This window comes from Streptococcus parasanguinis (assembly GCF_047465465.1).
Classification (GTDB): Bacteria; Bacillota; Bacilli; order Lactobacillales; family Streptococcaceae; genus Streptococcus; species Streptococcus parasanguinis_AI.
Genome location: NZ_JASGZU010000003.1, coordinates 245,653 through 269,199, shown reverse-complemented (window position 1 = coordinate 269,199; position 23,547 = coordinate 245,653). Strand labels below are relative to the sequence as shown.

Annotated in this window: 16 protein-coding genes; all 16 read right to left on the bottom strand. The window is 44.3% G+C overall.

Going from position 1 to position 23,547, the window contains the following annotated elements; translation table 11 throughout:
- Positions 1 to 57 precede the first annotated feature (57 nt).
- The gene (jag, locus tag QM351_RS07250) at positions 58 to 1,005 is read right to left on the bottom strand and encodes an RNA-binding cell elongation regulator Jag/EloR (protein ID WP_037615603.1); all 948 of its coding nucleotides are present in this window, start codon (positions 1,003 to 1,005) and stop codon (positions 58 to 60) included.
- Positions 1,006 to 1,020: 15 nt separating this feature from the next.
- On the bottom strand, positions 1,021 to 1,836 hold the full coding sequence (locus tag QM351_RS07245; RefSeq protein ID WP_003015944.1) for a YidC/Oxa1 family membrane protein insertase: 816 nt from the start codon (positions 1,834 to 1,836) through the stop codon (positions 1,021 to 1,023).
- A gap of 1 nt (position 1,837) precedes the next feature.
- Positions 1,838 to 2,179: a ribonuclease P protein component gene (gene rnpA, locus QM351_RS07240; protein WP_003002960.1), complete on the bottom strand. Its 342-nt coding sequence runs from the start codon at positions 2,177 to 2,179 to the stop codon at positions 1,838 to 1,840.
- A 78-nt stretch (positions 2,180 to 2,257) separates the two neighbouring features.
- The gene (locus QM351_RS07235) at positions 2,258 to 2,935 is read right to left on the bottom strand and encodes a CPBP family intramembrane glutamic endopeptidase (protein ID WP_269796376.1); all 678 of its coding nucleotides are present in this window, start codon (positions 2,933 to 2,935) and stop codon (positions 2,258 to 2,260) included.
- Positions 2,936 to 3,020: 85 nt separating this feature from the next.
- Entirely contained in the window at positions 3,021 to 3,914 is an 894-nt protein-coding gene (locus QM351_RS07230; RefSeq protein ID WP_269796377.1) for a TDT family transporter, read from the bottom strand.
- A gap of 366 nt (positions 3,915 to 4,280) precedes the next feature.
- Positions 4,281 to 4,505, bottom strand: coding sequence for an accessory Sec system protein Asp5 (asp5, locus tag QM351_RS07225; RefSeq protein WP_414327097.1), 225 nt, complete (start codon positions 4,503 to 4,505; stop codon positions 4,281 to 4,283).
- 1 nt (position 4,506) lies between these two features.
- The gene (gene asp4, locus QM351_RS07220; protein ID WP_003003066.1) at positions 4,507 to 4,698 is read right to left on the bottom strand and encodes an accessory Sec system protein Asp4; all 192 of its coding nucleotides are present in this window, start codon (positions 4,696 to 4,698) and stop codon (positions 4,507 to 4,509) included.
- Positions 4,691 to 6,046 carry an accessory Sec system glycosylation chaperone GtfB gene (gtfB, locus tag QM351_RS07215; protein ID WP_118095593.1) on the bottom strand — a complete coding sequence of 452 codons (1,356 nt, stop codon included), beginning with the start codon at positions 6,044 to 6,046 and terminating at the stop codon, positions 4,691 to 4,693. The genes asp4 and gtfB overlap by 8 nt, the downstream gene beginning before the upstream one ends.
- Complete coding sequence (gene gtfA, locus QM351_RS07210) at positions 6,030 to 7,544, bottom strand: accessory Sec system glycosyltransferase GtfA (protein ID WP_414327096.1); 1,515 nt, start codon at positions 7,542 to 7,544, stop codon at positions 6,030 to 6,032. The genes gtfB and gtfA overlap by 17 nt, the downstream gene beginning before the upstream one ends.
- Before the next feature lie 11 nt (positions 7,545 to 7,555).
- Entirely contained in the window at positions 7,556 to 9,940 is a 2,385-nt protein-coding gene (gene secA2 / locus QM351_RS07205) for an accessory Sec system translocase SecA2 (RefSeq protein WP_414327113.1), read from the bottom strand.
- Between the two features lie 25 nt (positions 9,941 to 9,965).
- Positions 9,966 to 10,436, bottom strand: a complete 471-nt coding sequence (gene asp3, locus QM351_RS07200; protein WP_223325379.1) for an accessory Sec system protein Asp3 — start codon at positions 10,434 to 10,436, stop codon at positions 9,966 to 9,968.
- A complete protein-coding gene (gene asp2 / locus QM351_RS07195) occupies positions 10,433 to 11,977 on the bottom strand; it encodes an accessory Sec system protein Asp2 (RefSeq protein WP_223325378.1) in 1,545 nt (514 codons plus the stop codon). The genes asp3 and asp2 overlap by 4 nt, the downstream gene beginning before the upstream one ends.
- Positions 11,970 to 13,559: an accessory Sec system protein Asp1 gene (gene asp1, locus QM351_RS07190; protein WP_414327095.1), complete on the bottom strand. Its 1,590-nt coding sequence runs from the start codon at positions 13,557 to 13,559 to the stop codon at positions 11,970 to 11,972. Before asp1 ends, asp2 begins: the two co-directional genes overlap by 8 nt.
- 8 nt (positions 13,560 to 13,567) lie before the next feature.
- Complete coding sequence (gene secY2, locus QM351_RS07185) at positions 13,568 to 14,785, bottom strand: accessory Sec system protein translocase subunit SecY2 (protein WP_414327094.1); 1,218 nt, start codon at positions 14,783 to 14,785, stop codon at positions 13,568 to 13,570.
- A gap of 221 nt (positions 14,786 to 15,006) precedes the next feature.
- Entirely contained in the window at positions 15,007 to 16,011 is a 1,005-nt protein-coding gene (locus QM351_RS07180) for a sugar transferase (RefSeq protein ID WP_414327093.1), read from the bottom strand.
- A 187-nt stretch (positions 16,012 to 16,198) separates the two neighbouring features.
- Positions 16,199 to 23,455, bottom strand: coding sequence for an accessory Sec-dependent serine-rich glycoprotein adhesin (locus QM351_RS07175; protein ID WP_414327092.1), 7,257 nt, complete (start codon positions 23,453 to 23,455; stop codon positions 16,199 to 16,201).
- Positions 23,456 to 23,547: the final 92 nt, after the last annotated feature.

Sequence of the window (23,547 nt, the reverse complement as noted above, 5' to 3'; positions counted from 1 at the left end):
TAAAAAAGGAGAGATCGGCTCAATCCCGTCTCTCCCTTATGGGAAATAATAGCTAGATTATCCTTCGATGTCTACCACCACGTAACGGTTTGGTTCTTCCCCTTCAGAGTAGCTAGTGACTCCTTCCATCTTAGAGACGATCCGGTGAATGATTTTGCGTTCACTGTTTGACATCGGATCTGTCTGTTGGGCTTGCCCATCTTCGAGGGCACGTGTTGCCAACTTCTGAGCATAGCTTTGAAGAACTTCTGCCCGGTGTTCTACATAGTCATTAACATTAATGGTAATGTAAAAATTCTTTGAGTAGCGGTTATAGAGGTAATTTTGCGCCAAAAGTTGAAGAGCCTTCAAGACTTTTCCGTGGTAACCAATGACACGTCCTGGCTCATTGGTATCAATTTGCATATTGACTGTACGGCGGTTGTGACTACTTGAGATGGTCGCATCCACATCCATTTCATCAACCACTGTTTGAACATAGGCTGTCACATCAGCTACGACTTCTTCGATATTGTAGTTTTCCTCTACCTCGATACCAAGGTTTGAGAAATCAGATTCGCTTGATTCTTTTGTCGCTGGTTCTTTAACTTTTTCAAGGATATGTTCATGTCCTTTTTCTTCAAGAACGGTATCTGCTTCTTTGTCATGTTTCAGGATTTCGGTCTTGATTTCTTCAGAGACAACTTCTCCTTCTTCTTCGACCTTTTTGATCGCTGCAACGACACGTCCGAGATCGACCGTTGCTTCGCTCACCGTCTTCACCGGTTCATTTTGCGCATTGATCTCATCTGGGACACCTTTGACAGCTTTTTGATTGGCTTTTACAACAGTTGTTTCTGCAATGGGCTCAATCTCTACTTGGGCTGGTTTTTTCCCAAACAAGCCAAGAAAACCTTTCTTTTCACGCGCTACAACCGTAATATGTGCCTTCATACGAGGAATATCTAAATCGTTCAGACCTTTTTGAATCGCTTCTTCAACAGTTGCTCCAGTATATAGGACCATATGTCCACCTCTTTCTTATTTTTTCTTTTTCTGTGCTTTGTTTAGGGCACGACGTTTTTGTTTTTCCATGTCGCGCGAAGCTTGTTCTTTTGCTTCACGCTCTGCGATAATCTTGAAGGGGTTGTTCAAGAGATAGGTCTGTCCGACTTGGTAAGCATTGGAAGTCACCCAGTAGAGTGCGACCCCGCTGGCTGAGAACAAGGCAAAGAAGAAGATCATCACAGGCATCACATACATCATGGTTGTTGCACTCCCATTGCGCTCTGGCATGGCTTTATTGGTCAACCAACTACTGAAAAATGTGAAGAGAGCTGCAAGAACCGGCAAGATGTAAGTCGGGTCGATCGCGCCAAGGTCCAACCAAAGGAAGTGACCGACTTTAAGGAATTCTACACGGCTCAGCGCTTGGAATAAGGCCATCAAAACCGGCATCTGAATCAAGAGAGGAAGAAAGGCTGAAGATGTTTTGACGCCTTTTTCCTTGTAAAGGGCCCGCATCTCTTCAGAAAGCTTGGTCCGACTATCTAGATCCTTTCCAGGATACTTGGCTTGCAATTCCTTGAGTAGGGGTTGAATTTCCTGCATCTTGCGGGTTGAATTCATTTGATATTGGAAAAGCGGCAAGAGGACCGTCCGGATCACAATGGTAAAGACGATAATCCCCACACCGATACTTCCGCCAAAGGACAAGAAGCGGATGGCTTCTGCAAAGAAGTAGACGAAGCGTTCCCAACCACCTGTCGACTGAGCTGTCACTTGAGAGGTTCCACAAGCTGTCAAGACCAATAAGGCCGCTCCTAATAATCCAGTTAACTTCAGTTTCTTTTTCACATTATTCCCTTTCTTGGTAGACATGCGCTAATTTTAAGACATGTACAAGATTTTTCTCTACTTGATGAAAGTCGAGCTCCTCCACTCCTTTACGAGCAATGACAACAAAATCATCGGTCGTAAGGAAGGCTTGGTGTTTGATCAAAACATGGCGAATCAAACGTTTGATGCGATTTCTGGTCACAGCATTTCCCAGTTTCTTACTAACAGACAGGCCGACTCGAAAATGCGGTTGGTCTTTGCGCAAGCGGTAAACAACGAATTTCCGATTGGCAACATTTTGACCACTTTTAAAAATAGCATTAAAATCTTTGTCACGTTTGACGCGGTAGCTTTTTTTCAAACCTCAACTCCCTCTATTAAATTTATTCTATTATACCATATTTTCAAAAAAAACCAATCTCACTCAGGAAATCGGTTGCTACTTAAATACAGATAAAAGTAAAGGCAAGGTGTAGTAGAGATTGAGCAAGATATGAGCTAAAATTGGAGAAAGGAGCGTCTTACTCCGATAATACAGGATCCCAAAAATCACACTCGGCAGGAGATAGATGATAGAAGCTCCTAGCGAAAAGGGATTGTGGAGAAAATGTAGGCCACTGTAGATGAGGGCTGGAAGCCAAATTTCAGCATAGAGTTTCCAGCCTTTGAAGTAGGCATTCACCAAGGCTCCGCGAAAGATCAGCTCTTCTGTCACCGGCCGGATGACAAGCATTGCAATCACTAGGATAAGCACACCTGTGGGGCTAATTTCCCGTGGAAACAGACTCAAAACAGCTGCCCGTCCTTGAACAAAACCACTGATGAAGTAATCCAACCAGTAAACCAAACAGGCCGCAAAAACGGCTTCTATCAGAGCTTGAAGAGGGTTCTTCCCCAGCTTAAACTGCGCTTTTTTAGAAAAACGGTAGACCAAAAATCCTGTAAAGACTGCATAGAGGCCTTCTAGGCCAAATAAGGTCCAATAATAGCTATTGGCGCTTGCTACACTATTGGAGACATACTGGGCCAAGGGACGAAATTGAGGCCGAACATAAAAATAAAACAAGAGCAGAAAGAGGGGATACAGCAGTGAGAGCTTTCCTTTGATGAATTTCATAGATACCTTTCCTATAAAGTCTGACAAATCGTATAGTGCATCTTACCATAATCGTGACAAGGTTTCAATGAAAAAGGATGCCTTCCTACTCTCTGAGATAGGCCACATAACCACCTAAGACAGCGACTAGAATCAAGAGACAAAGAAAAGTTTCCATCCATACGAGAGCTGTCAAGAAAGGTAGTTGCAACAAGCCTTGGGCCATTTTCAAAGAGGTCGCTGTGATAACTGTTGGAAAGGTCAGAGCTGAAAAAGCAGGTTGAAAACCTTCTTTGATCATTCTCGGTAGGCGTGTCAAAACAAAGAAATAAAAACCTTGTGAGGCAACTACCATGATCAGTAAGAACCAGGTGGGCAAGCTCGCTCCACCCACACGAACCAGGGCTGCTAAAAGAAGAGAAAAGGGAGCACAATAGATGCCTTCTTGGCCCAACAGATGACTGGGTAAAGGGGACTGCTTCAAATCATGATAGATAAGGGGATAAAGAAGAAAGGTCAAACCAAAACCAATCACTAGAGCGAGATAAGCAATCTCTCTGATTCCTACAACTGGATAGGTCAAGGCTGCTACTGCAATGCCCACATAGAGAACGGTCCAACTGGGAGTGGCATTGGCTCTTGGTCGCGCTAGGACATGGGTCTTGGTAAAATAGAGAATTAAGCTCAGATCCAAGAGAAAGGCAGACCACCAGACCAACTGTGATAGACCTCCAAAGGCGGGAAAGAGGTGCAAAAGATAGGTGGATAGAATCATCCCTGCCATGGGAAAGGTCGCCATCCCAGATAAAAGAGCTGGTTGTTGGAGTTCTATCTTGGTTTCTTGCCAGCGAATCGCATGATAAACGACAAAGAAAAACCAGAAGAACAAACCTGTCAGACTAAAGGCATGAGCAAGGAAGGGTAGCGAGTCTGCAAGAAGGTTTCCAGCGCCAACCAGTCCTAACAGACATCCTGAAAATACTAAGGGGATCTTTTTCATCAGAAGCTCCAATCATGTTGTCGTTTTCAGTATACCATAAAAGAGAAGGAAGCAGGATAAAAAAAGAGAGTGGGACAGAAATCGGTAATTCGTTAGAATTCGATTTCGTCGTCCCACCTCCGCACAGTTGAGTAGGGCTGTAAAAGCTGATGAAATCAGCGTAGTAGAGCCCACTCAACCACTGCGTCTTGCTCGACAATCCAAAAATAATTGAGAGGCTAGGACTTTTGTCCCAGCCTCTTCAAATTGTAGATATCTCTTTAATTTTTTAAGTATCATTTAGGTTGCATTATGTAAGAAACAGATGGATTACATTCTAAAAGAAGTTGGTATTCTCCAACTTCTTTTTATCCATTCTATTAGAAATTAGGCCTGTACGACCATCATATAAAGAAATAAAGATACGAGAAAGACGATACTAACAACGAGGGTCGCTAACTTGAGTCCACGGTGAGACCGCCAGTAACTTGGCTTTCCTAGGTTACTGGTCGCATCTGTTGAAAGCGATTGTTGTTGGCGAGGCTGCAGGGTGATCAGAACCACAAGAGCGAGGGATACGATCGAGATCCCGATTGCAAATACCATTTCCATCTTAGGATCCTCCTAACACTCTGAAGAGGGTAAAAATAACTCCCAGCAGAATCACCAAGCCAATGATCACATTAAAAGTGACATTGATCTTTTCAGAACGTGTCGTCTTTTCTTTTTCGGCAGGACGGCGTTTGAGAGACTCCATCCGTCCTTCTACTTCTTTATAAAATAAATCTTTCTTACGATCACTCACTGTGTCCACCTATCCCTTCTTGCAAGCGAGCTTTGAAAACAGCTGGCTCAACGCTACTTGATTGGGCAATTTGTTGAGCGACGGCTTCTCTGTAGTTATCCACAGATTGGTAGATTTCCTGGATGCGGGCCACCATATCTGCTTCTTTTCCTTGATCAAAGATATTGGCTTGGGCGAGGAAGTGGCGGTCATGCAAAGTATGGCTAAAGGCAAGGATGACTTGCTGGTGTTCGAAGGCCTTGCGAACAATGCCTTGCACCTCTGCATAGTGGTTGATATCCAGATAAATACTAGAGACCTTAAGCAACTCTTTGATCCGCTCTTGACTGATATTTTGGTACAAGACCACATTTGGGTAGCGGACCATAGACAAGAGGCTCGCAGACATCTCCGTCAAAGCTGCCACACGGAAGGTCACATTCGGCAAGTTCTCTACTAGGTAGGTCAAGGCTTCGATCTGATCCGAATTGGTCAAGACAAAGGCGTCTTTACGGATATCGTCTTTCACCTTGAAATCATACAGGTAGCCAAGGGGACCGAAATAGCTATGCTGATCTTGCGAGGTCAACTGCAAAGCACGATGATAGGTCGCGTTTTGCGGAATCAAGATCTTCTTGGTCCGGATTTCTGGGCTCTTTAGAATCAACTGCATATTGCCCGGAAGGCTGTCGTGAAGAGGCTCTTGCCACACCAAGACGTCGCGTCCTTTGATGCCTTTATTGCCTAACTGGAGACTAATGCTAAAGGAGGTAGCCAGCGTATTGTAGACCAAACCATCTAAATCAAAACCACGATACTCTAGATAAAAGACAAAGTAATCTAAGCGATTCTTGAAAATCCGCATAGGTTGATGGTCCAAGGTCAAGATCAAATCCCCTGTTTGGTGATTTTCTGTCAAGCGCTCGGTATCCCCTTCAAAGTAAGTAGTCACCAAATACTGTCCCTGATCGCCACAAGTCGTTACAGCAATCTTACGACCGTATTGGTCATAGTGCTCAACCATGACCACTTGTCCCTTATCATCTAACCACTCTAAGCGCTCGACGATGCGTTTATAGGAAGCAGCATGGTACACAATCCGAGCTTTTTCCTGACCATAGTAGGTCACTTTTCCCGAACTGTTATCCCCAGAAACTTCCCAGAAATCAGGCACTGGAACTTCATTAAAGTAGCGACCGCGCTTCTCCCCTTTTGCTTGTCCTAAGAAATAGATAAAGGGAGATTCGACACCGTCTGGTAAGAAACCGTTTGGCTCCAAAACAACGGTCGGATGGTCAAAGCCAGACTCTTTCATGGAGTGGAGCAGGTCTTGGCTTTCACGAGAATAACTATCAAATACGTTCAGCATGTGTCACCTCTTCTATCAATTGTTCCCAAGCTTCTTCTACTCGGCTGGTCAAAAAGTCTTCTGCACGCGCATAAGATGCTTGACGCATGCTGGCTAGATCATCTTTTTTGTATAGCTGGATCATTTTTTCCGCAAAGGCAGAAGCAATCTGGTCGACCACTTGATCTGCTGAAGGCGGAATGAGATAGCCATTTTTACCTTCTGTGACAAAGGTCTGGTTGCCATAAGGAACGTCAAAACCGATAATCGGAAGACCAGAACCGATCGCCTCCATCAAGGTCAACCCAAAGCCTTCACTGGTCGACGCGGACAGGTAAACCTCATAATTCTTGTAAATTTCCTCTAGATTGGCATGCCCTTTGAGATGGATATAGTCTGCTGCCCCCAATTCATCAATTAGAGAACGCAACTTGCCTTCTTCTCCACCTTTTCCATAGATGTCAAAAGACAGTTCTGGTAATTCTTTTTTGGCGCGAACCACTGCTCGCACCAACCAATCAATATGCTTTTCTGTCGCTAAACGAGAGGCGGTAATCATAGAAAATGGGGTGCGATTTTCGTTTTGTGGCAAGCTGGCAAGACTCCCAACTGGAATGGTATAGATAGCCGGCTGATGGTTGGTGTATTTGGCAAACTGCTCGGCTAAGATTTCTTTTTGGCGGTCAGTCGCTACAATAAAGAAGTCCGCCTTGTCTGCATTGGTAAATTGGTACTCGTAATAGTTATTCCACAAGATATACTGATCATCAACATTATTGGCACTGAAGTGCTCGGCATGGACGACCACACCCAGACGGGCTTTTTGCGCTTCTTCAAAGATAGGCTGACCAATATTGGTTTCCCGATCCAAAATCACCAGATCTTGTTTGGTCAATTGGAGGGTCTGCATGAAGTAGCGGATCAATTCTTGGCGACCAACCAGGTAGCGATCTGGGAAACGATAAATTTCGCGGCCATCTGCCATCTGCATGCTGTAGGCATCTGTCCCGTCTTCATTGTAAAAACGGCGCTCAATCAAGTTGGCTTGGTTGTTCTTAGGAATAAAGTACTCGGTACAATAGCGGGTATAGGAGAAATAATCCTTTCTCACCAAAATCCCTCTAGACACGTACTCACAGCGTTCGACATAGGGACTGTTTTCTGCGCGCAGGTAGCAGGTCAAAAAGTTGTCCTGGTCCTCATAAAAGAAGCGCTTGATCTTACCATCGACTTCTTCACGAGTCGGTTTTCCGGCAAATCCTGCTAAGACCTGATCAATGGTATAGGTCGTTGGCGCAATTTTTATATCTGTAAAATAGCTATAGAGCCAGATGATTTCATCATTTTTAAAACCGATATTTTCTGTTAAATGCTGGATATTATCGGCTAGAATCATATCCATAAAAACAAACTTGGCTGGTTGATGGATATTGCGTAACAACTGGGCACGGTAGGCCTGGGCATACTCAACACCACTGCTGGCCCAACCGATTCCAAGGTTGATATTGTATACTGTCATAATGTCCTCTTTTATGGGAAATGCAAGACAATTTCCCCTTTTTTATTGATTTCTACTCGACTCAGTAAGAGATTGCGGACCATTTGTTCTTTGGCCGCCTCTTTCATTCGTTCAAAGGATTGGTAGGCTTCTTGGAAAAATTCTACCAAAGGGTTTTTCTGACTGGTGTACTGACCAGAGAGCGCCATGCGCAATTGTTGCAGATAGTCTACCTGCTCGACCCAGTTTTCATCGATAGCTTTTAGGATGGCCATGCGCTGAAATTGGGCGATCACCTCATCGGTGCCTAAGATCTCATACTTAGCTTCTAACTCACTTTTAGCAATCTCCCACAAGAAATTCTCTTTGGTTTTCTTGCTACGGAAGGTTTGGTGGGCCTTTTCCGGATCTACTTGGTAGCTAACATTGTCTAACATATAGCGATAAAAAGCTACCGGTTCCTTGTATTCTTTTTTATGGACTACGCTTGAAAAAACGGAACGAAGCACTTTTTCAACGATATCATCCAAACGTCCTTCTTGTTTGATCAAGTGGTCGCGCTCTTCGTAGACGATGGCACGCTGAATGTTCATGCTTTCCGCAAATTCTAGCGTCATCCGACGACTGGCTTGACCAGAACTTTCACTAGCATTTTGGGCCCGTTCCACCAAGTTTCTATACTTGCGCTTGGTCAGAGCTTTGGCTGAACCAATCCGCTCATCTACATCATAGTCTTGATAGGTATCCTGGATCCAGTCTGGTCCCCAGTTTTTCATCAAATCGTCTTCCAAAGAGACAAAGAACTTGGTCAAACCGGGATCTCCTTGGCGACCTGAACGTCCACGAATTTGAAGGTCAATCCGCTGGTTCATCATCCGCTCAGTCCCTACAACTACTAAACCTCCTAACTCAGCTACTCCAGGTCCCAACTTGATATCGGTTCCCCGACCGGCCATTGAGGTCGCAACTGTCACGGCACCTTTTCGGCCAGACTCCTTAATGATCTGGGCCTCTCGAGGAGCATTGTTGGCATTGAGAAGATTGTGTGGAATTCCTTCACGCAAGAGAAGATTCGAATAAAGAATCGACATCTCAACGGATCCGGCAAAGACCAGAATCGGATTGCCCTTCTCGTGGATTGTCTTCACATAGTCCAAAGAAGCCACGATTTTCTCCGGCAAGGTTTGATAGATTTCATCCGGCAAATCCTTACGGATCTTCTTGCGATTGGTTGGGATCTTGATCACGGACATGGCATAGGTATCGAGAAATTCTGCCTCAGCGACCTTCCCAGTCCCCGTCATGCCTCCTAACTTCCGAAACATCTTAAAGAGGTTTTGGTAGGTAATCGAAGCCATGGCCCGTGTTTCTTGAGTTAGCTTTAGACCTTCCTTGGCTTCAATCGCCTGGTGGAGTCCTCCTTGGAGGCGTGTCATTTCCATCAAGCGCCCCGTCGCCTGGTCTAGTAAGACAATCTCCGGTTGCCCTTCAACATTGGGATGAATGACATAATCCTTATCCTTAATAAAGTTTTTATTGGCCTGCAGGGCTAAGCTGATATGGCGGACCAAGTCACGGTATTGGGGATCATAGAGGTTGGGAATAGCAAGAAAGGCTTCTGCTGCATGAGCTCCTTTCCGAGTCAACCAAACTCGTTTCTTTTCTTCATCAAACTTGAAGTCTTCCCCTTCTTTGAAGGTTTGGATCAGGGTATCAATAATCCCATATAGGTTAGATTGAACCCGAGGAGAACCAGAAATAATCAAGGGAGTCTGAGCACTATCTAGAAGCACCGAATCAATCTCATCGACAATGGCGTAATTGAAGTCAGCCAAAAATTGGCCATCTGCTGAAGCCGTCAAGTTCTCTGTTAAATAGTCAAAGCCCAGACTGGTATTGGTCGTATAAATGACATCTGACCGGTAGATCTCCCGTTTGACTTCTGGATCTAATTCTTCGTCTTCTGATTGTTTTAAAGGAACTCCAACAGTCAAACCCAAAAAGCGGTAGACCTGTCCCATCTCTTCTGCATCCCGAGTTGCCAGATAGGTATTGGTCGTAATAACCATGACCCCTTTGCCCTCTAAGGCATTGAGATAAACCGGCATAGTTGCCGTCAAGGTCTTTCCTTCACCGGTATTCATTTCAGCGACATTGCCTTGGTGGAGGACAATCCCTCCCATGACTTGCACGTCATAAGGAAACATGCCCAAGACCCGTTTATCAGCTTCCCGCGCAACCGCAAATGCTTCCGGCAAGAGATCATCCAAGGTCTCACCCTTAGCTAGACGTTCCCGAAATTCCACAGTCTTCTCCTGTAGTTGTCGATCCGTCAAGCGGGCCATGTCATCCTTCCAGCTATTGACTTCTTTTAAGATTTTTTTGATGTTTCTTAATTTAACGTAATCCAATGTAATCCTCTTTTTTTGCAGTGATGTTCGTCTATTCGAGAACTTCTGCTCCCTCAGACGATATTGGTTGAATCGTGAAATAGTGGAAGGTAAACTCTTGCAAACCTGCACTGAGCAAGCGTACTTCATAGGCGTATGCTTGATCTGGATAGATAAACGGCAAGCGACCTTCTGCGGTTACTCGACGGCCAACGACCTCTCCAAAGCGATCTTTGAAGACGATTTCTACCATAACGGTATGAGCAGGAGTCGCTTCCATCGTGATAACCAGTTCATAATCTTGCTCTCTTTTGAGCAGGGGCAGACTAGGAATTTGACGAGTTGCGCCAAAATTTGTCTGCGAATGCCAAGTTTTCAGCACTTGACCAGATGGCATGAGGGGGTTCTGAAACTGAACGCTTCCTTGGTCAGTCGCTTGAATGGTCGACCCCCAAAGATAATCTGCTAGAACGGTATCGCCCCAGTAGATTCGTCTGCTTTCATTTTCTTTTATTTTTATCATTGGTTTCTTCCAAAGTCTCTTTCCATGATTTCTTTGTACTGGGTCACAAACCACTCAATGATCGGACCACTCGCATCATTGTGTCGACCGGCACGGCTAGTGCTGATAATACGAACCGGCAATTCATACAAGGCCTCTAAAATATCTGGATAAGCCTGCTGGTCATAGTCATCATCCCTCATATAGGCAAGGGCTAAAATCGTATCCTTGAAATCTGCCTGGTCAAACCGGTCCCAGAAGCGTTGATTGAGCTGACCGATCCCTTCTTGCGACACTTGACCAATGATCAACTGCATCATGTCTAGGGATGTTCCAAACTCATCTGGACGTTTAAATTTCAGATTGGCAGCGACATCCCCCAGGTTGACAATAGGTTTTCCGACCAAGATCGCATGAGGAGAATAAAGGGCACCATAGTAAAGGGCACCAAAGGTCCCCATGGACAAGCCTGAGAAATTCATATCTTTTGGCTCAAAGCCGAGCAAGTCCAAGTGCTGATCAATAAAGGCAGTGATTTGACTTTCCAATTCTTCTGAGCCCATATAGAAGGATCCACCTTCCAGTCTTGGGTCAGAAAAGAGAATAAAGGGACTCCCCATCGCACGCATCATCCCAAACCCTTCAAAACCTTCGGCCGGGCGATACCCAGAAAAGTAAATGTTTAAAGGTGGCTTCATATCGCCAGGATGGAAATAAGCAAAAATTTCTTGGCGTTTGTGGTCCCGTAGCGTCTTAGCTCCTACGGTCATCTCTCCTAAAGGACCATGTGACAAGCGCTTATGGAGGGCTCCGATCGTAAGCGTCCCCTCTCCTTTTGCTTCCAGCGAAAAGGCTAGGTAATAAGGTTCTGCTCCATCCAATTCTAGTGGTTGTGCCATCTCTTCTTCTGAAAAGACTGCATCTTTGACCCACTCTCCCAGTGCACCAAAGCGGTAAAATTGAATCCGCAATTGCAGCTGACAGCTTGGATCTTTTTCATATTCCAACCAAAAATTGATGGGACGACTAGCATCATACACGTAGTTGTAGACCCACTGAGCAATCGGTGTAAACTCTTCACCGTATGATCCATCTAGCTTCAGAAAATGTTGCCCCAGCACCGTTTGCTGGCCAGCAAAATCCGGTCTCACTCGCAGGTCACGAACCGTAAAGGCATCTCCATATTGATTGTCGTATAAAAAGCGCTCTAAGACATAGAGAAATTGATGCTTATTTGAGAAATCCCAGGGTCTTGCTTGCTTGAGTCTTAAAAGGTGGGCCAATTCGTCAGAAGGCGCCTCTAGTTCATGGCTTTGATCATAAAAAACAGTATAAGGCTGAAAATAAGCCAGGTCTTCTCCTAAAGCTAATAAATCTTCTGGCTTTTCTAGAATCAAGGCTTTGAATTTGGAGATTTCCTCTTCTTCCATATATTCTTTGAGCGATGGAAGAGCGGTAGCTTGAAAAAAGTGCCAGCCTAGTCCAGCAGGAAGCTCCACCTGATCCTGCCAACTACTTGAGCCGATTTGGAGAATATGGGGTATTTGTAGTTTTTTATCCATGACGTTCTTTCATCCATCCTTCCCATTTCTCGATCAAGCGTTGACCGGTGTATTCTTGAATTTTTTCGATCGAGTAGACCAAGGCTTCGTTCCAAGGCTTCAATTCCAATAAGAAGTGCGTGATTGCCTTCTCTAATTCCTTGTCTCCCTTTGATAAGACATAGCCATTTTTCAAATGATCGACATATTCTGTCTGGACGCGGTTGACCTGTGGAATTCCAGCAGAGATCCCTGCAATCTGCGTATAGAGGTTGGGTTCCTCGCTTAAATCTACGATCAAGCGTGTTTTTTCCAATTCTTGAATAATGTCATTTTCATTTGAAAAATTCTTAACTACAAAACGGTAGTCCGGTGCGTCTTGTACGGACTCTTCATCGATGATCTGGTTTTCCCCAAGTCCTTCCATTTGGGCTGGTGATTGAACCAGATGAAAGTCCTGCTCGCTAGCGATCAATTCCTCGAGTTGCCCTTCTAATTCCTTAACATGCTCCGGTGATCCATTGTAAAATGCAAAAACAACTTCAAATAAAGGATGTTGCGCCAAGACCTCCAGAACCTTCTTGAGCTGGCTCTTACTTGGAAGCTCAGCTTCATTGACGTAAAAGTAAATCTTTGATTCCTTGCGTTCCTGACTTGATCCCAAACGAAGGCGGGAGTCAAAAGAGGTAATCCGGTGTGTCTTCTGAGCCAAGCTAGGAGAAAAGACCCCAATCGCTTCTTTGGTTTTTTCACTATCTGTAATCAAGAGCTGAGCATCAATCATATCAAAATAGAGGGCAAAGTTTTCGGCAGACAAGGGCTGACGATCCCCATAGAAAGACAAGACTTTCTTGACGCTACTTGCCGTATCTTGTAAAAAGGCCAAATTTGCTGGATGAGCTGCCAAAACCAACTGATCTCGTCCTGGAACCAAGGTTGCTAGCTGCTCTTTCATTTTTTCAGCGACAACGTCTCCCATATTGGCATAGCTTTCTTTTTTGAAGGCATGAAAGAAAGCTTCATTGACCATGACGGAGTGGTTCTCTTCGATCAGCATCTCTCTCAAAACCCATTGCCCATCAAAACTCAGATACTCTTGGAAATAGGGTTTTCCCTCATTGTAGTAGATTCTACTAGAGATAAAGCCACGATCATCTAAGTACTCGATGTAGCTGATCTCGTCATTCTTATAACGGGTCAAAGAGAGAAGGTTTCCATCCACTCCCATATCAAGTTTCGCTAGGTGGTGGCCCTTTCGAAATGCCATCACCAAAAAGGGAGTATAGGAAAAAGTGGTCTCACTCGGCCATTCGATGTCCTGAAGCTGAACTGGGCGCATAGCCAAATCAGACGGAACCTGTTGGATCTTATCAAAAATCGAAAGCACATCTGTCTCTAACAAATCTTGGCGGTGCAAAAAATAGCGCAGTTGTGGACTATATTGAGGCAACAATAAGATCCGATCCATTTCTGCTTCTTGAAAAATACGAACTTGATTAATGGTATCGTCAAATTCAATGGACTCTCGCATCCAGTACCAAGGGGTAGCTGTTTGCTGCCAGATGCGGTCCGTTCCATACCAGGCTGGTACAAAATAATACATGGTTACTCCTAGAATATTCTTGTATAACGTTGATTGACACGAAGGGCACGAATTTCTTCTCGGATATTGTAAATCATCCCGACAAACATGAGGAAGGTTCCTGGAATCATGGTCAAGCGCAAAAGATCTTTATCCCATAACAAGAGGGAAAAAGGAAGCGCCGTAAAGAGGATCAGATACAAGGTCCCAAAAACCGTCAAGCGTAGCACAATTTTATTGATATAGCGACGTGTATCTGCTCCAGGATAGACATGATCGATATACTCGGACGCCTTCATCATCTTATCTGCAATTTCTTCTCCGTTCACATTGACAAAGGCGAAAGCAAAAGAGAGTAGGGCGATCATCAGAATGTAAAGAAGAATCCAAATCGGATCTCCCATCACCAAGTGTTTGGCTAAATGAGCGGCCCACTTGGCATTGGAATCCATAGACAAGATCAACAGCATGGCGTATTGAGGAATGGACACCAAGGTCATGGCATACATGAAGGGCATCCCTCCTGCCGGGTTAAGCTTGATATCCAAAAAAGTATAACTTTTTAAGTTGTTGTGGATCCCTAATTTATTGACTGGAATCTGGTACTTGGAATATTCCACCAAGACTGCCACATAGACAAAAATCAAGATAAAAATCACTCCCAGAACATAAGCGATCTCTGGGATATTATTGACACTTGAAAGGGTCTGCATCACGTCTTCTGGAAGGTACATCACCATCCCAGCCATCATGATCACCACAGAACTTCCAAGCCCTAAAGCGGCATTTAGATCTGAGAGCCAAACTAGAAAGAAGGCTCCGGCTACCATAATCATGGTATTGACCGCAATGACAAGCCCGGAGTTCAACCCTGTCTTCAAGGGGAGATACATGGCCACTGCCAAGGACTGGACAATGGCGAGTGCCAAGGTCACGTACATCTTTCGTCGCTCCACAATCTCCGTGCTGGTTTTTTCGAGGTTAAAGCGTTTTGAAACGGTAAACATCCGCCACAAAATCATGGAAGACATCCAAGGGGATAGACCGATCGAAAAAATCGACATTCCGCGGAGGTTCCCCCCCATCACAGCACTTGAGAACTGTAAACCGGTTGTCGTTCCTTCATTGAGTCTCAAGGCCTTTGATAAGTCAACAAAAGGCAAGGAAATTTTACTTCCCAAAACATAAATAAAGACGAAAAATATCGTCCAACAAAATCTCTTTCCTACTTCAGATCGTTTTAACATTTCTTTTAAACTTTCTCTTACTCATTTTGACTCTTCCACCTGGGGAATAGCCTTTTAATATGTGCCTTTAGAGCATTTTATCTCAACTTATTTTACCATAATTTGCGACTTTTCCAAACTCATTTGTCACTAATATTTGATAATATTTCAAATTCCCCATTTGGTACTGTATTCAACAAAAAATCCTTCAGATGTTTATCTAAAGGATTGTTCATTGAATGTTATTCACCCAAGGCCATGATGGTATCGACGAATAATTTCTTTGTGAAATAGCCATTGCGGACCAAATAAGAAGTATAGTGAGCTTTTTGGACCATTTGGGCATACGTTTCCTCTGTGCAGTCTTGAACCAAACGATTGGCTTCTTCAAGACTGGATGCTACAAAGCCAAGCCCTTTTTCTCGAATATAGTCTGCATTTGACAAATAGTCTGGCACGACTACCGGAAGACCTGCGGATAAGTAAGTCGATAATTTGTAGGAAATATTTTCTTTGTAGTAATCTCGCTCATCCTCGGGGTTCTCTGAATTTCCCCAGACCAGCCCAAAACCACCCTTAGAAAGCTCCAAAAGCAACTCTTGCTTAGTTCGCCAGCCTTCAATATGGACCTTGGAATAATCAACTCCTTCAACTGGTTCGGTATAGACATGAAGGGGTGTATCATATTTCCAGTCGATGATATGAGGGAAACGCGACGGATTCCCTGAGAAGATCAGTTTTTTCTCAAATTGCGGGGTATAGAGATCCAAACTGTGGGTCAAATCCCACAACTTTTGTACCACATATTTTTTAACTGTAAGCCCTTCTGATACTAGACGATGGTACATTTGCTCTGATGGAACAACGACCAGATCACTCTGATTGTACATGTCGATATAGTTGGGCATCAGGTAATAATTACTCTCAAACATAAGCGGTGGGACATCGTGGATAAACATGACCAACTTGGTTTGAAGGAGTTTTAACTTATCAACCAAACGGCGGTCCCACTCAATCCCATTCCAGGAAGGCGATTGAACGAAGACGATATCCCCAAAAGCAACGCCTGCTAAAATCCCATCCATTCGCGAGTTCAATTCACTAGCTGGTTCATTGCTATGATCATAAAAGTAGATCCCTAATTCATTGACCCCAAGCTCGCGAACGACATTCATGATATCGTTTTGGGCCATCAGGGCCACGCTCTGAGAAGACTGCCCGAATAAATTTGTAAAATGGATTTTCATCTCTTTCCTCTGACTCTTCTTTTTTTATCCCATATTTCCTGAAGATATGAAGGCAAACTGAGCTTTTCACAAAGCAACCTTTTTCATACCCTTCAACGAAAACTTCCTCATTCATTATAACATATTTCACAACTTCTTAGACATTCTAGATCAATAAAAGACCGGTTCATTCCGGTCTTTTAAGGTTCTATTTGCCATCTTTTTTCCGAATTCCTAAAAGGGCTAATCCAGACAGAAGAATGGAAGCTACTATAGCAAAGATATTGTTCGAAGGATGGGCTCCTGTCTCTGGAAGAGCAGGTCCTGAAGAATGCGTCGCACTTAGCGAGCTTGGATCTGATGGAGATTCTGAGTGAGAGGTGCTTGATGAAGACACGACAGACTCTGAAGAACTGGTCATAGCAGAGAAACTTGGCGCATAAGACACACTAATCCATTCAGAAATTTCCTGCGATAAGGATTGACTCTCTGTCGATGATGCGCTTCTAGAATCTGAAACACTCGTCAAAGGAAATTCAGATACTGGCATGGACGTTGAAGCCGATTCGCTTGAAGAAAGGAGTGAAGCTGATTGGCTATAGGAGTCAGATTTTGAAACAGATGTTGACGCTAGAGATTCTGAATAGGATGTCCATTGTGAAGCAGATAGACTCTCAGAAACGGATCGAGAGAATGATCCAGACTCTGAAACCTGCGATGCAGCTCCGACATAAGAAGTTGAGGCAGATTCACTTATTAAGGCAGAAGCTTGAACTAATGAATCTGATTGACTGGCAGAAACGGATGCTTGAATCAAGGAGCCGGATTGGCTGGCGGAAACTGACTCTTGTACCAGCGACTCTGATTGACTCGCTGAAACGGATTCCTGAACCAAGGATTCTGATTGGCTTGCCGATACCGATACTTGAGCCAACGAGTCTGATTGGCTGGCAGAAACTGATTCTTGTACCAGCGACTCTGATTGACTGGCTGAAATCGACCCTTGGACCAACGACTCTGATTGACTCGCTGAAATCGACTCTTGAACTAGCGACTCTGACTGGCTGGCAGATACAGATTCCTGAACTAGCGAATCGGATTGACTAGCTGAAATCGACTCTTGAACTAGCGAATCGGATTGACTAGCTGAAATCGACTCTTGAACTAGCGACTCTGACTGGCTGGCAGATACAGATTCCTGAAGCAACGATTCTGATTCACTTGCTGAAACGGATGCTTGGACTAACGAGTCTGATTGACTAGCTGAAACGGATGCTTGTACCAAGGATTCAGATTGACTTGCTGAAACGGATTCTTGAATCAGCGAGTCTGACTGACTGGCAGATACAGATTCCTGAACCAAGGAATCGGATTTGCTAGCCGAGATCGATTCTCGAACCAATGAATTTGATTCACTTGCCGATACGGATGCTTGAATCAAAGACTCAGACTGGCTGGCAGATATCGATGCCTGAACCAAGGATCCTGACTGACTTGCCGAAACGGATTCTTGAACCAAAGATTCGGATCGACTAGTTGAGATCGACTCTTGAACCAGTGATTCTGATTGGCTAGCTGAAACTGATTCCTGAACCAACGAGTCTGATTGACTGGCTGATACAGACTCCTGAACCAAGGAATCGGACTGACTGGCTGAAACAGACTCTTGAACAAGCGACTCTGATTGACTCATTGATGTTGATTGTAAATCAGTCGATACTTGCGATTCTGACTGACTCATTGAATCAGAACGAGAAAAGGACATAGATTCTGTAATTTGAGACTTGGATTCGACATCAGAAGTAGATTGTGATTGACTTACTGAAACTGATTCTTGTACTAACGACTCAGACTGGCTAGCTGAGACTGATTCTTTAACCAAGGATTCGGATTGGCTAGCTGATACAGACTCCTGAACCAAGGAATCGGATTGACTGGCCGATACAGATTCCTGAATCAATGACTCTGATTGACTCGCTGATACCGATGCCTGAACCAACGACTCGGATTGGCTAGCCGATACTGAGGCTTGAACCAACGACTCGGACTGACTGGCTGAAACAGACGATTGAGCCAAAGAATCTGATTGGCTTGCTGAGATCGATTCTTGAGCCAATGAATTCGATTCACTTGCCGAAACGGACTCTTGAACCAACGACTCTGATTGACTTGCTGAGATCGATTCTTGAGTCAATGAATTTGATTCACTTGCCGAAACGGACTCTTGAACCAACGACTCTGATTGACTTGCGGATAAAGATTCTTTAATCAAAGAATCTGACTGACTTGCGGAAACCGATTCCTGAAGCAACGATTCTGACTGACTGGCAGATACGGATTCTTTAACCAAGGAATCTGACTGACTTGCAGAAACCGATTCCTGAAGCAACGATTCTGACTGACTGGCAGAAACTGATTCTTTAACCAGTGACTCTGACTGACTAGCTGAGACGGACGCTTGAACCAGTGATTCTGATTGGCTGGCAGATACAGACTCCTGAACTAGCGAATCGGATTGGCTTGAAGAAACTGATTCCTGAAGCAAGGAATCTGACTGACTCAACGAAACGGATTCTGACAGCTTTTTGCTCATCGAAATAGATTGTGACAAGGAAATCAGTTGAGAAACCACTTCCTCCGATCCAACCGCCGATGTTGACTGCGATTGAGACACAGAAATTGATCTAGATACTAAATTAGATAAGGATACCGACTGACTCAACGAAACAGATTTCGAGGCTTTTTCAGACTCACTCTTAGATGCTGATGCTGCTTTTGATTGTGAGTCTGATTGACTGGATGATACCGACTCTTGAACCTGCGACTCTGATTGACTGGCCGATACAGACTCCTGAACCAATGATTCCGATTCACTCGCAGAAACTGACTCTCGCACCAACGATTCTGATTGACTCAATGATGTTGATTGCAAATCAGTCGATACTTGCGATTCCGACTGACTCATTGAATCAGAACGAGAAAAGGACATAGATTCTGTAATTTGAGACTTAGATTCGATATCAGAAGTAGATTGCGATTGACTTTCGGAAACTGACTCTTGAACTAGCGAATCGGATTGACTCGCGGAAACTGATGCTTGAATCAGCGAGTCTGACTGACTGACAGATACGGATTCCTGAACCAATGACTCGGACTGACTTGCGGAAACCGACGCTTGAACCAAGGAATCAGATTGACTAGCTGATACGGATTCTTTGAGCAACGAATCGGATTGGCTAGCCGATACAGATGCCTGAACCAGCGAGTCTGATTGACTCGCAGAAACGGACGCTTGTACCAAGGATTCTGATTGGCTAGACGATATAGATGCCTGAACCAACGAGTCGGATTGACTCGCGGAAACTGATTCTTGAATCAGCGAGTCTGACTGACTGGCAGATACGGATTCCTGAACCAATGACTCGGACTGACTGGTTGAAACAGACGATTGAGCCAAAGAATCTGATTGGCTTGCTGAGATCGATTCTTGAGCCAATGAATTCGATTCACTTGCCGAAACTGACTCTTGAACTAGTGAATCTGATTGACTCGCAGAAACTGACGATTGAACCAACGAGTCTGATTGACTGACGGAGACTGAGGCTTTAACCAGTGACTCTGATTGGCTGGCGGAGACTGAGGCTCGAACCAAGGAATCTGATTGACTTGCTGATACCGATGCCTGAACCAAAGACTCTGATTCACTAGCGGAAACTGATTCTTGTACTAACGAGTCTGACTGACTTGCAGAAACTGATTCTTGAACCTGCGAATCGGATTGGCTCGCAGAAACGGACTCTCGAATCAACGAGGCTGATTGACTGACGGAGACTGAGGCTTTAACCAGTGACTCTGATTGGCTGGCTGAAACCGAATCTTGAACTTGCGACTCGGATTGACTCGTAGAAACTGATGCTTGTACCAACGAGGCTGATTGGCTAGCCGATACGGATTCCTGAACCAATGACTCTGACTGACTCAACGAAACGGATTCTGACAGCTTTTTGCTCATCGAAATAGATTGTGACAAGGAAATCAGTTGAGAAACCACTTCCTCCGATCCAACCGCCGATGTTGACTGCGATTGAGACACAGAAATTGATCTAGATGCTAAATTAGATAAGGATACCGACTGACTCAACGAAACAGATTTCGAGGCTTTTTCAGACTCACTCTTAGATGCTGATGCTGCTTTTGATTGTGAGTCTGATTGACTGGCGGATACAGATTCTTTAATCAGCGACTCTGAATGGCTGGCCGATACAGATGCCTGAACCAGCGAGTCTGATTGACTGGCGGATACAGATTCTTTAATCAAGGACTCTGACTGACTTGCGGAAACCGATTCCTGAAGCAACGATTCAGACTGACTGGCAGATACGGATTCTTGAACCAAGGAATCGGATTGACTAGCTGATACAGATTCTTGAATCAAGGAATCGGATTGACTAGCAGAAACGGACGATTGAACCAACGACTCCGACTGGCTGGCTGAAACTGATGCCTGAACCAACGAGTCTGATTGACTGACGGATACTGATTCTTTAACCAGCGACTCTGATTGACTAGCTGAGACTGATGCCTGAATCAATGACTCTGACCGACTTGCAGAAATCGAGGCTTGAACCAAGGATTCTGATTGACTTGCTGAAACCGAGGCTTGAACCAAGGATTCTGATTGACTTGCGGATACAGATTCTTTAATCAAGGACTCGGACTGGCTGGCCGATACAGATGCTTGAACCTGCGAGTCTGACTGACTGGCTGAAACGGATTCCTGAACCAACGACTCTGATTGACTGGCGGAAACCGACTCTTGAACTAGCGACTCCGATTGACTTGCTGAAACCGACTCTTGAACTAGCGACTCCGATTGACTTGCTGAAACGGAGGCTTGAACCAAGGAATCCGATTGACTCGCTGAAACTGACTCTTGAATCAACGACTCTGACTGACTTGTGGAGATCGATTCTTGAACCAACGAGTTGGATTCACTTGTCGAGACAGATTGTGACAAGGAAATCGAGGTTGAAACCTGTGAATCTGACTGACTGGCGGAACTAGATGCTTGCGACAAGGAAACGGACTCACTGACCGAAACAGATTGTGACAAGGAAATCGAATCTGAAACTAGGGATGCCGACGTTGAAGTCGAGAAACTTTGAGACTGTGATGCAGATTCTGACGACGTCATTTTCCGATAATAATAGTTCACGCTCGTCAGTGGATTTGAAACCACCATTTTTTGAATGGTTTGTTTAAAGTTAGAAAAGCCTTCTGCTCCTTGAGGTGTCGCATCTTTCCCAACAATCATAGTCTGATTGTTACCGAGAAAAGCTGATTTTGGAAGCTCTGTGAATGGTTTTGGAACCGTGTATTCTTTCCCTGTATTTTCATCAGTATAGGTGACAGTTTCCTTAGCCGAAAACCATCCGGTAATCTCTAACTCAAAATGACGATCATCCACCCGTTTTGGCGTAACATTCAAGAAATAATCTTTGTTCTTACTTTCAACTTTATTCGTTCCACCTAAATCAGAAAGGGCATCTGAAACATCTTGTTTAAACTCTTTTTCATAAACAAGGGTATACTTATCAAATACCGCCTCATTCCCGACATCGAGATTCGAAACGTTATAGACTTTGGAAGGATCCAGAACGTAGTAACGAAGGATGTAGTCACCGTTTTGACTGGTTGTAACAACTTCACTTCTTATAAAATGCTCACGCGCATTTCCATATAATTCCACTCGGCGTGTGCCAACCGTACTATTGTCAAAGATCCCAGTTGTTGCTTTTTGAGCCGAGTTCACTACCGGAACCTTGACATATCCTGCAATATCACGAGCATTGGAGGCCGTATAATGCTGACCTTCAATCCCGTATTGGGTATACTCTGCTAAGACTTCTTCCTTCCCAGTTGGCGTGTATTCTCCATCGACCCATTTGCCTGCTGGATCTACCACTTTGTAGAAAGTCGACTGTTGCCCCCACATAGATGGAACCTTGATTTCAGCTCTCGAAGTCAATAGTTCCCCTTGTTTCGAAGGGTTCATTACATCATATACATCACGTACAAGGAAACTTGTCTCAGGACTAGCGTAGGTACCTAGATAAACATTCCCAGGTTTCCCATCATCAGCCTTACTATAGGCAAACATATTCCCCAAAGGAGCTTTCTTAATCAACACTTCGTTAGGTAGTTGGAACTGCGTGCCCCCAATGACATTTGCAGAGAAGGTTTGAGAGAAAATCTCAGAACCATCTGATTTTTTTACAATACGGAAATATACATCATTTCCCACATGGGTATTCGGATCGGTATCGGTACGATTGACAGACAAGGTCGCATAATAGCCGAGTGATTCTCCTGTTTTATTAACAAAATCCCAAATCCCAAAGGTATAGCGAGTCGCATCCGTATCCTTCTTATAAGCTGCAATCTCTTCAGGTGTTTGGTTAACATAGTGCTTATCGATATGAGGATCTTTGGCAACATCTGTAGCTGTTAGAGGGGCATCTTCAACACTAGCACCGTTACGATCATCCATGTTTGGTGTAATCTCTAGTTCTTTATTACTACTCTTAGCCAACTCAGCAATAGGAGCTAATTGAGCAGAGATCGCAGGTTTTCCATCTACATTTGTATTTCCCACAAAGCCTGCAGCTGTCAAGGTCGTCATCATCTCATCGACAGCTTTCTCCAAACGATCGCGCTGGTCAGCATAAGCTTGAGCACTGGCATTGGTGTGGATCAAGTTATTGCTTGCAGTCACTTCGGCCTGCACTTTGTTAATGACCGCTTCGACAACTGATCGGCGATCGTTGTCCGTCATTTTAGATGCGTAATTCCCTGCAATTTCTTGAAGCAATTCAGCTTCAGAGGTATTTTGCTCCAAAACAGTGGCTTCTTCTAAACTAGTCGGCTCCTCAACAACCACCTCTGACTCTAAAGCTTGAGCAGACTCGCTAACTGCCGTTGATAATGCAGTTGATCCAACTTCGCTCAAGGACAAAGAAGCGGATTCACTGATTGAAGCAGATGCACTCACAGATGTAGAAAGGCTGGTTGATCCTGAAACAGAGCTGGATTCTGAAGACTGGGTAGAGGTATTTCCTAAGACCACACTATCTACTTCTGCCAAGGTTTCCTGTTTTGTCTCGGAAACCGTTGGTGCAAGTGATGTTGCATCCTCCGCCTTAGCTGTCGTAGCAAGCACAGCACCCCCAAAAACTGTTCCTACCGTAATCAAACCTTTTAAGAAGGCTTGGCCGTTCTTTTGACTTTCTATTTGATCTTGCTGTACATTGGCAATGATGGTCTCCTCCACTTGCCCACGCACCACGCGAAAGAGGCCTAGAGCAGCCGTTGATGCCCGAAGCCAATTTTTTCCTGATTTAATTAATTTGAAGCGTACGACACGATCTGTTTCACGAAAGTTTCCTTTTGAACGCTTAAATTGCATGATATTCCCCTTACATTGTAGTCATTATTAATTATACAGGAATACTACGTAGATTCAAGTAATTTGCTACAAAAAACTTCTATATTATTGTT